The 13,610-nt window shown below is 65.4% G+C and carries 11 protein-coding genes; all 11 read left to right on the forward strand.

Features of this window, described 5'->3' with window-relative positions; translation table 11 throughout:
• The first annotated feature begins 1 nt into the window (after window position 1).
• The 11 genes from ACQR1E_RS29035 (at window position 2) to ACQR1E_RS29085 (ending at window position 13,607) form a co-directional block, all read left to right on the forward strand.
• A complete protein-coding gene (locus ACQR1E_RS29035; protein ID WP_316164880.1) occupies window positions 2-985 on the forward strand; it encodes an alpha/beta hydrolase in 984 nt (327 codons plus the stop codon).
• Window positions 982-2,715 carry a cyclic peptide export ABC transporter gene (locus tag ACQR1E_RS29040; RefSeq protein WP_316187156.1) on the forward strand — a complete coding sequence of 578 codons (1,734 nt, stop codon included), beginning with the start codon at window positions 982-984 and terminating at the stop codon, window positions 2,713-2,715. The genes ACQR1E_RS29035 and ACQR1E_RS29040 overlap by 4 nt, the downstream gene beginning before the upstream one ends.
• Window positions 2,716-2,848: 133 nt before the next feature.
• The gene (locus tag ACQR1E_RS29045) at window positions 2,849-3,910 is read left to right on the forward strand and encodes a GNAT family N-acetyltransferase (RefSeq protein WP_410051247.1); all 1,062 of its coding nucleotides are present in this window, start codon (window positions 2,849-2,851) and stop codon (window positions 3,908-3,910) included.
• Window positions 3,911-3,928: 18 nt separating this feature from the next.
• Window positions 3,929-5,260 carry a lysine N(6)-hydroxylase/L-ornithine N(5)-oxygenase family protein gene (locus ACQR1E_RS29050; RefSeq protein ID WP_315827783.1) on the forward strand — a complete coding sequence of 444 codons (1,332 nt, stop codon included), beginning with the start codon at window positions 3,929-3,931 and terminating at the stop codon, window positions 5,258-5,260.
• Window positions 5,261-5,457: 197 nt separating this feature from the next.
• Complete coding sequence (locus tag ACQR1E_RS29055; RefSeq protein WP_316170919.1) at window positions 5,458-5,811, forward strand: hypothetical protein; 354 nt, start codon at window positions 5,458-5,460, stop codon at window positions 5,809-5,811.
• A gap of 314 nt (window positions 5,812-6,125) precedes the next feature.
• The gene (locus ACQR1E_RS29060) at window positions 6,126-7,376 is read left to right on the forward strand and encodes an ABC transporter substrate-binding protein (protein ID WP_315752524.1); all 1,251 of its coding nucleotides are present in this window, start codon (window positions 6,126-6,128) and stop codon (window positions 7,374-7,376) included.
• 119 nt (window positions 7,377-7,495) lie between these two features.
• On the forward strand, window positions 7,496-8,320 hold the full coding sequence (locus ACQR1E_RS29065) for an AraC family transcriptional regulator (RefSeq protein WP_315827785.1): 825 nt from the start codon (window positions 7,496-7,498) through the stop codon (window positions 8,318-8,320).
• 199 nt (window positions 8,321-8,519) lie between these two features.
• Entirely contained in the window at window positions 8,520-9,530 is a 1,011-nt protein-coding gene (locus ACQR1E_RS29070) for a branched-chain amino acid ABC transporter permease (protein ID WP_316226547.1), read from the forward strand.
• A gap of 1 nt (window position 9,531) precedes the next feature.
• Complete coding sequence (locus ACQR1E_RS29075; RefSeq protein WP_434843877.1) at window positions 9,532-10,620, forward strand: branched-chain amino acid ABC transporter permease; 1,089 nt, start codon at window positions 9,532-9,534, stop codon at window positions 10,618-10,620.
• Window positions 10,613-11,395 carry an ABC transporter ATP-binding protein gene (locus ACQR1E_RS29080; RefSeq protein WP_315717437.1) on the forward strand — a complete coding sequence of 261 codons (783 nt, stop codon included), beginning with the start codon at window positions 10,613-10,615 and terminating at the stop codon, window positions 11,393-11,395. Before ACQR1E_RS29075 ends, ACQR1E_RS29080 begins: the two co-directional genes overlap by 8 nt.
• Window positions 11,388-13,607: an ABC transporter permease gene (locus tag ACQR1E_RS29085; RefSeq protein ID WP_434897885.1), complete on the forward strand. Its 2,220-nt coding sequence runs from the start codon at window positions 11,388-11,390 to the stop codon at window positions 13,605-13,607. The genes ACQR1E_RS29080 and ACQR1E_RS29085 overlap by 8 nt, the downstream gene beginning before the upstream one ends.
• The last annotated feature ends 3 nt before the right edge of the window (window positions 13,608-13,610 follow it).

Here is a 13,610-nt window from a genome sequence, read left to right on the forward strand (position 1 = left end):
CATGGGCCTTCATCCTGATATCGCGGCACTGCTCGAGATGATCCAGCTCGGAACGGAATCGGGCGCGCGCATTCCGTTTCCGCAACTGACGCCAGCGCAGGCGCGTGCCGATTTCGACGCCTCCTCGCCGCTGCTGGATGTCGATCCGCCGCCGCTCGCCTTCGAGAGGCAGCTTGCGCTGCCGATGCGCGACGCGACGGAGATTGCCGGGCGCCTCTATGCAGCGCGGCCGTTGGACGTCGCCGATCCGATGCCCGTGCTGCTCTACATGCATGGCGGCGGCTTCGTCGTCGGCAGCCTCGACTCGCACCAGCCGTTGTGCCGGGGCCTTGCCGATGACAGCGGCGCGGCAGTGCTGTCGATCGCCTACCGGCTGGCGCCGGAGCACCGCTTTCCGACGGCATTCGAGGACTGCGTCGATGCCCTCGCCTGGATCGGGCGCGAGGGGCCTGCACTTGGCCTCGACCCGCGGCGGGTCGCGATCGGCGGCGACAGTGCGGGGGGCACGCTGGCCGCGGCGCTGGCGATCGCCGCGCGCGACGACCGGGCCTTACCGCAGCCTGTCCTTCAGGTCCTCGCCTATCCCGGGCTCAGCCCGCAGCAGGTCTCGGACTCCTACGAGAAATATGGTTCGGGTTATCTGCTTGAGCGCGAGACCGTGGACTGGTTCTTCGACCACTATCTCCGCCATGACGCCGATCGCCACGACTGGCGATTTGCGCCGCTGGCCGCGTCCGATCTCACGCGCGTCGCGCCCGCGCTGATCGTGCTCCCCGAGTTCGATCCGCTGGCGGACGAGGGAAGGGCCTATGCCGCACGCTTGCGCGCGGCCGGCGCCGCCGTGGATCTGAAGGTCTATCCCGGCATGATCCACGAGTTCCTGCGCATGGGCAACGTGGTTCCGGACGCTTTGCACGCCCGCGCCGACATCGGCGCCAAGCTCGCCGCTGTCTTCGCCACGCGAATGGGAGCCGGCAATCCATGATGACGCCATCCAATCCAGGCGTTGCCAGCGTCGGAAGCCTGCTGCGGCCCTATTGGCTGCTGCTCGCCGCAGCCATTCTGCTCGGTCTCCTCGGCGGCGCCAGCGTTGCGGGCCTGCTCGCCGTGGTGAACCGCGGCCTCTACGCAGGGGCAGGCGACGTCGGTGGCCTCGTCGCCTCGTTCGCGGGTCTCTGCATTCTGATCGTGATCGGGTCGGTCGGCTCTGACATCAGCGCGAATGTCGTCGGCCAGCGGATCGTGGCCTCGTTGCGCAAGTCGCTGGCCGCCAAGATACTGATGGCGCCGATCGACCAGCTCGAATCCTATCGGTCGCACCGCCTCATCCCGGTCTTGACCAAGGATGTCGACGCCATCAGCGATTTCGCGTTCTTCTTTCCGGCCTTCCTGGTGTCGGGCGTCATCGTCGCCGGCTGCCTGATCTACTTGGCGGTGCTATCGTGGCCGCTGTTCCTGGTCACGGCAGCCTTGATCGCGCTCGGGTCGTTCGTCCATTATCTCGCCCGCAAGCGCGGAATGATGGGCTTCACTCTCGCGCGCCAATACGAAGACGACCTGCAGAAGCATTACCGCGCGATCTCCGAAGGCGCCAAGGAGTTGCGCCTGCATCGCCCGCGCCGGCACCACGTCCATGTCGATCTGATCGGGCGGACGGTCGACCGGATCGGCAACGTGCAGATCAAGGCCATCAATCTGCTCGTGACGGCGCGTGCGCTCGGGACGGTTCTCCTGTTCCTGGTGATCGGGACCGCTCTGGTGCTGCGTCCACTGCTGTGGCCCGACAGCCCGGCCTCGGTGTCCAGCGGCTTCGTTCTGGTGCTGCTGTTCATGCGCGGACCGATCGACCAGTTGATCGGCATGCTGCCGTCGCTCGGCCGCGCGCAGGTCGCGATGCGCCGGATCGCCGAGCTGTCGGACCGTTTCACCGCCGCAGAGGCGGAACTGCTCGATGATCCGCAGGATGGAACCGCCGACCAGATCGAATCGATCGAACTGCGCGGCGTCTCCTACGCCTTCCCCGCGCTGTCGTCCGAGCGCCCCTTCACCATCGGACCGATCGACCTTCGCATTCGCCGCGGCGAGATCGTCTTCATCGTCGGTGAAAACGGCAGCGGCAAGACGACGCTGATCAAGCTGCTGCTCGGACTCTATGTGCCCGACCGCGGCGTGCTGCTGCGCGACGGCAGCCCGGTCGTCAACGAGACCCGCGACGATTATCGGCAGCTCTTCACCACAATATTCTCGGACTATTTCCTGTTCGACACCTTGGCGCAGCAGAGCAGTCAGCGGCCGGAGCTCGCGCAGCGCTATCTCGACCGTCTCGAGCTCGCCCACAAGGTCTCGATCGATGGCGGCGCATTCTCCACCACCGACCTGTCGACGGGCCAGCGCAAGCGGCTCGCCCTGATCAATGCCTGGATCGAGGGACGGCCGGTGCTGGTGTTCGACGAATGGGCGGCCGATCAGGACCCGGCGTTCCGTCAAATCTTCTACACCGAGCTGCTCGCCGACCTAAAACGTCTGGGCAAGACGATCATCGTGATCTCACACGACGATCGCTACTTCCAGTGCGCCGATCGGATCGTTCGCCTGCGCGACGGTCGGATTGACGCCAGCGACGCCGCTGAACGCCGCGAGCCGGCACAAAGGCAACGCACGCTCACGACCGTTATGCAGGAGCCCGCTCCGTCGCTTGGAGCATCGAATCCGTGAGCCGCATCTTTGTAGTTAATCTAAAGACAGCGCTACAGACTTTGTTGTCTTCTTCGTGCCGGCCGATCTACATCCCGAGCGGGAGTGGACTGAGATGGCGCCCGTGCAGATCAATGAGAGGGAGGGAGTTCGCATGAGCGCGACTGCGAGCGCTAGGGGTAGTGTCCGGACATTCCCCGTCGCAACCGATGCGACAATGTCGGTCGTTCGCGACGATGACGGGCTCCGGGTGATCGCGGACGGCGCGCCATTGCTGTCGCTTCGGCCGGATGGCGAACTGACGCGTCTGATCGTGCACGACGGGATCGATGATTGGCGCCGGGTGTCGCGCGGAGTGGCGGCAATGGCCGAAGCGGTCTTCGGCTGGGCGCCGTCGCTCGAGAGGCTCGTCATCACGCTTGACGACAAACCGGCGGCAGCATCGGCCTTGGCGAAAGACGGCGTTGCGGTCGTGACCGACGGCAGGCTGGCGTTGTATCCGGACATGGTGATGCAGCTTCGCGAGAACTGGCTGACGGACGCCGCACGCCCGGCGTTTCCACTGTCCTACGCGATGACCGACGGCAGGCGCCATCCGCGGCGGCCGCCCAAGCCGGTCGGCACCGTCTACGCCCGCTTCATTCCCTGGCTGTCCGACGTCGTCAGTTTTCGCGTCGTCGACATCGCTCACGATCTCCCGCTGGTCCACCGCTGGCTCAACGATCCGCGGGTGGACTCGTTCTGGAACGAAGCGGGGGATATCGACAAGCACCGACAGTATCTGTCGCGGATCATGTCGGACCCGCACATGGTGCCGCTGATCGGCTCCTTCGGTGATCAGCCGTTCGGCTATTTCGAGCTCTATTGGGCGAAGGAAAATCGCATCGCGCCGTTCTACGATGCGGCGGACTATGATCGCGGCTGGCACGTGATCGTTGGCGAGGACGGCTTCCGGGGCCGCCGCTTCATCACGGCCTGGCTTCCCTCGCTCATGCACTACATGTTCCTCGACGATTGCCGCACCGAGCGCATCGTCGGCGAGCCGGCGGCGGCGCATTCGCAGCAGCTGCGCAACCTGGATCTGGCTGGGTTTGCCCGGCTCAAGAACTTCGATTTCCCACACAAGCGGGCAACCCTGGTCATGTTGCTGCGCGAGCGCTTCTTCGGCGACCGGCTGTGGCAGCCGGCGATCAATGAAGCACCCACAGAAGCCTAGCGCGGACGGAGCATCACCATGTCGTATCATCCTGCCCCTGACTATGATGTCGTCGGCATTGGCTTCGGGCCATCGAACCTCGCACTGGCGATCGCGCTCGACGATTGCGCGAGACAGCAGCGCTTGAAATGCCGGTCCCTGTTCCTGGAGAAGCAACAGGACTTCAAGTGGCATGGCGGCATGCTGCTGCCCGGCAGCAACATGCAGATCTCCTTCCTCAAGGACCTCGTATCGCTTCGCGATCCGACCAGTCCGTTCACCTTCGTCAACTACCTGCACAAATCCGGGCGGCTGCTCGACTTCACCAACTGCAAGACGTTCTATCCGAGCCGGATCGAGTTCAACGACTACCTCCGTTGGGTCGCCGGTCAGTTCAGCGGCATGGTTGCGTATGGAGAGACGGTCGAGGCTGTCGAGCCCGTGCACGCCGGCCAGTCCGTCACCGCGCTTCGCGTGCTCACGCGCATGGCTGACGGGAAAGAACGGTCACGCGTCACGCGGCACCTCGTGGCCGCCGTCGGCGGCGTGCCGCACATCCCGTCGGTATTTCGAGCGATCGCGATGGATCCGCGCGTCGTGCACACCAGCGGCTATCTCGGCTCGTTGCTTGCGGCAGGATCGGACGGCCGGTCGCCGCGGGTGGCGGTCGTCGGCGGCGGGCAAAGTGCGGCTGAAGTCACGCTCGATCTCAGCGAACGGTTTCCCGACGCCCACATCGATCTGGTCTTCCGCGGGCACGCCCTCAAGCCGGCCGATAGCAGCCCGTTCGTGAACGAGATCTTCAACCCGGACTACACCGATTATTTCCATTCGCGGTCCGACAGCCAGCGCGATAAAATCGTCCGCAGCTTCCGCAATACCAATTATGCGGTGGTCGACCCCGACCTGCTCGATCAGCTCTACCGGATGACGTACCAACAGCGTGTCGCCGGGGCTCGGAAGCTGACGCTCCATCCGCGCAGCGAGATCGTCGCAGCTCATGCCGTCCCGGAGGGGATGGAGCTCGAGTTCGTCAACAAGGACGAGGAGGTCCGCCGCCGGGCAGTGTACGATGCCGTCGTGCTCGCCACCGGCTACGAGCGATCTCCGGTCCCGGCGTGTCTCGATCCGATCAGCCGCTACATCGAGTCGGCGTCGCTCGATCGCGACTATCGTCTGCAGACAAGCCCGGCGTTTTGTCCACAAGTCTATGTCCAAGGCTGCGCCGAAACCTCGCACGGCCTGAGCGACACGCTGCTCTCGGTGTTGCCGATGCGGGCTCAGGAGATCACGAAGTCGCTCGTGTCGACAACGGGGAGAGACCAGGATGCAGCGCCGTCTCACGACCGGGCGGAGCGCGTGTACTCGTGATGGAAAGTCGAGTGCAGAGCGACGATGAGCGCGCCGCGCGCGGCGTCGTGGAATGAGGCGAAAGGATATCGTCGCGGCGACCGGGCCGTCCCTGGCGTGTCACGGTCGAATTGTCATCGGGGGGCGCCGTGCCTGCATTTGCCGGATTGCCGACCTTTCGGGTCGGCCGGTGGGCACGGTGGAGTGCAGGATTGGAAATGGGTGAGCCGCATCTGCCTGAGCGGGTCGTAACCTTGCTGGTATCGAGTGAGTACGCGCGGCTCGTCGGCCGGACCATGTCGGAGCGGCTCGACTACATCGTCGACATCGCCTCGCTGCATACGCGTGAAGAGCTGGTGCGGCGGCTGGACCTCGGCCGCGTGGTCGTGCGGCAGGTCGAGAAATGGCTCGCGTTCCACGGGCGCCGCGTGCGGCACCCGAATGAAAGCATCGATATCGTCATGTGCGGATTGGAATTCCGGAAGCGGCGCATTCGTCGCTCCCGGGTGACGGTACGATCGCGGCGACTGAACGCCAAGACGATCCCGAGGGAGCCGGGCCGAGGCAGTTGAGTTGCTCGGGCTCTGCAGCGCGGCGAGGCCGCCGACCACGCTTGCCGGGGACTGACGGGACCGCGACGTACGCGGAATGCGTTACGCCCTTATCGCGTCGCATCATGGAAAATGAGACTCGTCGTCAAGGTCGAGGCCAGGCGGGTTGCACGCGCGCTCGGCTCATCCGGTAGCCTCCGCGGTCGATGGGGACTGACCGTCGCTCGTCAGAGATGACGCGAGGCGCCGGGAAGGTCCGCTGCCAACATGGCCAGAGAAACAGTGGCCGGCACACGCTCGTGTGCCCCAGCAATGGGCGACAAGGGAGGAGTTCGATGCACATGCGAAGTGTAGGTATCGCCGTGTTCACGGCGCTTTTGCTGTCCGGCACGGCATTCGCGCAGGAAAAGATCAAGGTCGGCGTCACGGCGACGCTGGAGGGCACCTATACCGTGCTCGGTGAGGACGGGATGCGCGGACATGTCACCGCGTTGAACGTGCTCGGCAAGAAGGTCGGCGACAAGGAGCTGGAATTCGTCGTCGCGTCGACCGACGCCACGCCGGACTCGGCCGTCCGTGCCGTGCGCAAGCTGATCGAGCAGGACAAGGTACAGATTCTGCTGTCGCCGCTGTCGGGCGACGAGGGCATCGCCGTCAAGAACTTCGCCAAGACGCACCCTGAGCTGACCTTCGTGAACGCCGCGTCCGGCGCACAGGAGACGACCTATGTCGATCCCGCGCCGAACTTCTTCCGCTTCAACATGGACGGCGCCCAATGGCAGGTCGGCCTCGGCAAATATGCCTACGAGACCAAGGGCTATCGCAAGATCGCGACCGTCGGCGAAGACTATTCCTTCATCTACACCCAGGTGTTCGGCCTGGCGCTGGAGTTCTGCGGCCTGGGCGGCAAGATCACCAGCCGGCAATGGGTCCCGCTCGGCACCAAGGATTTCGCGTCGGTGATTGCGGCGCTGCCCGATGACGTCGATGCGATCTATCTCGGTCTCGGCGGCGCCGATGCCGTCAACTTCCTCAACCAGTATCAGCAGGCCGGCGGCAAGGCGCACCTGATGGGCGGCTCGATCATGATCGACCAGACCATCCTGTCGTCCAAGGGAAATGCCAAGAACGCCCTGATCGGTACGATTGCGGCGTCGGGTCAGGCCGATACCTGGGAGGATCCGCGCTGGCAGAAGTTCGTGAAGGCCTATCAGGACTCGTTCCCGCCGGAGAAGCGCTTCCCGAGCCCGTCGCTGCTTGCCACCAACTACTATGGTTCGACCATGGCGTTGATCCTGGCGCTGCGCGAGGTCAATGGCGATCTGTCGAACAACCAGGCCAAGCTCAAGGCGGCGCTGGCGAAGATCGAGATCGATGCTCCCAACGGCAAGATCAAGCTCGACGCCAACCGCCAAGCCATCGGCACCAACTTCGTCACCGAGGTCGTCGACGACGGCAAGGGCGCGCTGTTCAGCAAGGTGGTGAAGGTGATTCCCGACGTCAACCAGACGCTGGGATATGATGCCGCCACCTTCGCCAAGATCGGCCTGCCGAGCCGCACCGTGCCTGAATGTAAGAAGTACTGACCTTTCTGCAGAGGGCGACGCGGCTCGAGCGGGCTCGGGCCGCGTCGTCGCGTCCCTTGCTTTCTGCCAAGCGATGATCGACGCTGACGAACAATAAGAACCATTTCGGTGAGGAAGTGATGAGTAGGGCGCTCGCCGTCTTTCATGCTCGCTTCGGCCGTGCGACGGTTTATCAGCTCAATCGGCCATTCAATGTGCATGCCCATCGCGAGGGACATCTGATCTTTCACGTTGGCGGGACGCCGGCCGATATTGACGTCTGCGATCAGCATTATCAGATCGGCGAGAACTGGATCGTCGCGGTCAATCCGTGGGAACCGCATAATTTCCTGCCGAACGATGTCGGCAACGGCGCCATCTTCTTCGTGCTCTACGTCAATGCGGAGTGGTTCACGCCATCGGCCGCGCGCGAGCAGGGCTTGCGGTTTGGTCGTACCTGCTTCCGGCGGACCGCCGCGCTCGATCGCTGCATTCGCCGCGCCGCAGCGTTGGTATGTGGCGCGCCATCGCTCGGTTGCCTCGACGGCGAGCTGCGGCAGCTGATCGACAGTTGCTACGAGGAAAGCTGGCGCGTTTCGGAGCAGATGCCCGAACGGCCATGCGCGGAAGTGACGGATTTTCGTGTTCGCAAGTGCATCAAGCTGATGTCGGACAGTCCATGCGCCGAGATCGAGCTCGATCAGATCGCCCGCGAATCCGGACTATCGCGGCCGCATTTCTATCGGCTGTTCCGCAGCCAGACCGGAGTGACGCCCAATCTCTATCTGAATACGCTGCTGATGGAGCGGGCGCTCGATGCCGTCGTGGCAACGGAAGCACCGATTGCCGACATTGGGTTCGATCTCGGATTCACCTCCCAGAGCGGCTTCACGCGCTTCTTCGCCGGCAATGTCGGCATGGCGCCGACCGACTATCGCCGCGCTGCAAAGGTGCTGCGCGCCTGATGTGCTGCTGCGCGTCGCGCGAAAAGAGACTGTCGATCAAGTGCGCACTCTCGTCTGCCGCTACACTCTGGGCAACGTGATCCGCAAAAGGATCCGACGAGGGAGGACGAGCGATGGCCGGCAGACCCGGCGATCTTCGGCTGAATGCGCCTTTCCGCTGTGACGACGGATCCGTCCCTCTTGTCGTGAGGGCGGGCTGATGAGCCGCTTCATCGAGCGTCACCCGATCTGGTCCCTCATTCTTCTTCTCGCCTTGGCGCTGCTGGCGTGGCTGATCTTCGCCGTCTGGCCGCCGGGGCTCGAGGAGGCGATCGGCCGCAAGAAGGTGTTCCTGAGTGCGGTGTTCAATGGCATCACGCTGGGCGGACTGTATTTCCTGGTCGCGAGCGGCTTCACGTTGATCTTCGGCCTGATGCGAAACGTCAACCTTGCGCACGGCTCGCTCTATCTGCTCGGCGGCTATGTGGGCTACGGCGTGTCCGCCGCGACCGGGTCATGGATCCTCGCCTTCGTCGCCGCCTTCATCCTCGTCGCGGCCATCGGCGTTCTCCTGCAGCTGCTCGTCTTTCGTCGCATGGAGGGCCAGGACCTGCGCCAGACCATGGTGACGATCGGCCTCTCGATCGTGTTCGCCGATCTGATGCTGTGGGCGTTCGGCGGCGACTTCTATCAGATCCAGACGCCAGCCTGGCTGATCGGGCCGGTACAGCTGCCGCTGATGACGGCGATGAAATCGTCGGGCGAGGCCGTGTTCCTGCAGTATCCGCTGGTGCGGCTGGTGATCTTCTGCGGCTCCGTCGTGATCGGCGTCGCGATGTGGCTCGCGCTCAACCGCACCCGCGTCGGCATGATCGTGCGCGCCGGCGTGGATGATCGCGAGATCCTGGCGGCGACCGGTGTGCAGATTCAGCTCGTCTTCGTGCTGGTGTTCGCACTGGGCGCGGGGCTGGCCGGCATTGCCGGCGTGGTCGGCGGAACCTTCCAGTCGATCTCACCCGGCGAGGACACGCGCTTTTTGCTGGCCTCGCTGGTCGTCGTCATCGTCGGCGGCATGGGATCGATCCCGGGAGCCGCGCTCGGCGCGCTGATCATTGGGCTCGCCGAGCAGCTCGGCTCGGTCTACATCCCGACCTATGCGATCGTCGTGACCTTCCTGATCATGGTGCTGGTGCTCGCGCTGCGGCCCCAGGGCCTCCTGGCGAGGCGATGAGATGTCGCTGATCCAGGAGGCAAGTGCGCGGGAGAGCATGCTGGCAGGCGGCGCCGCACGGCAGCCGGCCGCATGGTCGGCCACCGAGCAGCCCTGGGCCTGGGCGGTCTCCGCGCTGCTGCTGATCATGCCGCTGATCGCCAACGGCTTCTTCCTGATCGAGATCTTCGGCACGACCCTGATCCTCGGCACCATCGCGCTGAGCCTGATGTTCCTCGCCGGCTATGGCGGCATGGTCAGCCTGATGCAGCTGACGATCGCGGGCTTTGCCGGGTACATGGTCGCCGTGTTCGGCGTCAGCGGCAACGCCAATATCAGCCTGGGATGGCCGTGGTGGTTGGCGACGCCGATGGCCCTGGTGCTCGCGGTGCTGTTCGGCACGCTGGGCGGCGCGCTGGCGGTACGCACCGAGGGCATCTACACCATCATGATCACGCTCGCGATCGGCGCGGCGTTCTATTATTTCACCAATCAGAACTGGGCGATATTCAACGGCCACACCGGCATCAACACGATCGCCACGCCGCATTTTCTCGGCGTCGATTGGCGCATGGACGTCGCGTTCTATTACCTGACGCTGGCGGTGGCCGCACTGGGCTATTTCGCTGTGCTCTATCTGTCGCGCGCGCCGTTCGGCCTGGCGCTGCAGGGTGTGCGCGACAATCCCAGACGCATGGCCGCGCTCGGCTTCAACGTCAATGCACATCGCATCGCCGCCTATGCGTTCGCGGCCCTGATCGCCGGCATGGGTGGCGTGCTGCAGGTCTGGAACTATCGGCAGATCTCGCCCGGATCTGTCGCGGTCGAGCGCTGCATCGACATTCTCATCGTCGCCGTCGTCGGCGGCATTACCCGGCCGGTTGGGCCCTATATCGGCGCCTTCATCTTCGTCATCCTGCGCACCTTCGCGCTCGACTTCCTGGTGAAGGTCGGGCTCGACGGCAACCGGTTCCGGCTGCTGATCGGGCTCGGCTTTCTCGCTATCGTGTTCTGGTCCTCCGACGGCGTCATCGGGCTCTATGAGCGGTGGCGCCGTCGCAGCGGGGCATCGGAGCCGAGGTCGCGCCCCGGAGGTCACGGCCATGGATAGGGTCGCTGACCGGCTCTCGGCGCTCGGCTCGACTGCAGCCCTCGAATTGCGCGGTGTCACGCGGATGTTCGGTGCGCTCGCCGCGCTGACCGACATCACGATCACGGTGCGGCCCGGCGAGCGGCGCGCGGTGCTCGGCTCGAACGGCGCCGGCAAGACCACCCTGTTCAACTGCGTGACCGGCGACTTCCTGCCGACCTCAGGCACGATCCGCTTCTTCGGCGAGGACATCACCGCCTTTCCGCCCTACGAGCGGATCCGCCGCGGGCTGCGCCGCACCTACCAGATCTCGGCGCTGTTCCTCGGCCTGTCGGTGCGCGACAATGTCTATCTGGCATGCCGTGGCGTCTCGCGCGCGCGCTTCTCGATGCTGCGTCCCAGCGCCAATGACGCCCTGATGCAGGCGGCCGAGCGCCTGATCGAGGCCGTGCATCTGACGTCCGTGCGTGATCAACTGGTTTCGGAGCTCGCCCATGGCCAGCAGCGGCAGCTCGAGATCGCGCTGGCGCTGGCCGGCGCGCCCCGATTCATCCTGTTCGACGAGCCGGCGGCGGGTCTGTCGCCGACCGAGCGGCGCGAGCTGGTCGAGATCCTGACGTCGCTGCCGCCGCACATCGGTTACATCATCATCGAGCACGACATGGACGTGGCGCTGCGCGTCGTCGAGAGCGTGACGATGATGCACAACGGCCGCATCTTCAAGGAAGGCGCACCGCAGGAGATCGAATCCGATCCGGAGGTGCAGGAGCTCTATCTCGGAGGCGGCCATGAATGACGTCCGCCGCTCCGCGCCTGCGCTCGAGGTCCGCGGCCTCGACGTGTACTACGGCCATTCGCATGCGCTGCAGGGCGTCGATCTCCGGCTCGACAGCGGCGTCTTCTCGCTGGTCGGCCGCAACGGCATGGGCAAGACGACGCTGTGCAAGGGCATCATGGGCCTGCTGCGGCCGTCCGCCGGCACGGTGCGTCTGCGCGGCAATGATATCACCGGGCTCAATCCGGCGCGCATCGCGCGGCTCGGCGTCGGCTATGTGCCGCAGGGGCGGCGTCTGTGGCGCTCGCTCAGCGTCGACGAGCATCTGCGACTCGCCGCCGGCCTGCGCCGCGGCGCCTGGACCGTCGAGCGCGTCTACGAAACATTTCCGCGGCTCGCCGAGCGCCGCAACAATGGCGGCGGCCAGTTGTCGGGCGGCGAGCAGCAGATGCTGGCGATCTCGCGCGCGCTGCTGACCAATCCGCAGCTCCTGATCATGGATGAGCCGACAGAGGGCTTGGCGCCGGTCATCGTCGCCCAGGTCGAGGAGATGCTGATCCGGCTCAGCCAGGACGGCGACATGGCGGTGCTCGTGATCGAGCAGAACATCGGCGTTGCGACCGCGATCTCGTCCCGCGTCGCGATCATGGTCAATGGCCGCATCAACCGTATCATCGACTCGGCCCGGCTCGCCGCCGACCGCGAACTGCAGCAGCGCCTGCTCGGTGTCGGCCAGCATGCCGGCGACGAGACCGATCTCGGGACGGGCGAAGTTCAGGAGAGGCCCGCCGCACGTGCGGCGGTATCAACGACGCCGAAAGCTGCGCCCGTAAAGGTTTACGTCTCTAATCCCGTGCTGCCGACGCGCTGGTCGCAGCCGGTGCCGATCGCGCAGATCGAGGCCAAGGCGCGCACGCTCTCCACCAGCGTCAGCCGACTTGACGAGGCCGCGCGCCAGGGCCGTGAGCGCGCCGCGCCGATCACGTCAGGTCCGCCCGCGGTGATCGTCGCCGGCACGCTCGACACCAAGGGTGACGAACTGCGCTTCATCCGCGATCTCGTCGCGAGCCACGGGCTGCGCACCCGGCTGGTCGACGTCTCCACCAGCGGACGCCATACGAGCTGCGACGTCTCGGCCCAGGAGATCGCACTCAATCATCCGCGCGGCGGTCCCGCCGTGTTCGGTGCCGATCGCGGCGCATCCGTCACCGCGATGGCGGATGCGTTCGGGCGCTGGCTGCGCCGGCAGGACAATGTCGCAGGTATCATCTCGGCGGGCGGCTCCGGCGGAACGTCGCTGGTCGCGCCGGGCATGCGCGAGCTCCCCGTCGGTGTGCCCAAGCTGATCATCTCCTCTGTCGCATCCGGTGACGTCGGCGCCTATGTCGGGCCGGCCGACATCGCGATGATGTACTCGGTCACCGACGTTCAGGGTCTCAATTCGATTTCGCGCGCGGTGCTGAGCAATGGCGCGCATGCGCTAGCCGGCATGGTGATGGCCCGCCAGCGGAAGCCCGCTATCGCTGACAGCACCCGACCGCAACGTCCCGCGATCGGCATCACCATGTTCGGCGTGACCACGCCGGCGGTGCAGAAGCTCACGGCCGAGCTGCGCGACGACTACGAGTGCCTCGTCTTCCACGCCACCGGCGTCGGCGGCCGCTCGATGGAGAAGCTGGTCGATTCCGGCATGCTCGCCGGCGTGATCGATCTCACCACGACCGAGGTCTGCGACCTGCTGATGGGCGGTGTGTTTCCGGCAACCGAGGATCGCTTCGGCGCGATCATCCGCAGCCGCGTGCCCTATGTCGGCTCGGTCGGCGCGCTCGACATGGTGAATTTCGGCGCGCCCGAGACCATTCCCGAGCGCTACCGCGGCCGCAAATTCCACGTGCACAATCCGCAGGTCACGCTGATGCGGACGACGGCCGCGGAGAACGCGCAGATGGGGCGCTGGATCGGCGAGCGGCTCAATCGCATGGATGGATCGGTCCGGTTTCTCCTGCCGGAAAAGGGCGTCTCCGCGCTCGATGCGCCCGGGCAGCCGTTCTTCGATCGCGAGGCGGATGAGGCGCTGTTCCGCAGTCTCGAGCAGACCGTACGGCAGACCTCGAGCCGGCGCCTGATCCGCGTGCCGCATCACATCAACGACAATGAGTTCGCAGCAGTGGTCGTCGGCGCCATCCGGCCGATGCTTGGGCGGCTGCCGGCGCGGCGCAGACAGGCGAGGTGATGG

This window comes from Bradyrhizobium sp. HKCCYLRH1030, assembly GCF_051168395.1.
GTDB lineage: Bacteria > Pseudomonadota > Alphaproteobacteria > Rhizobiales > Xanthobacteraceae > Bradyrhizobium.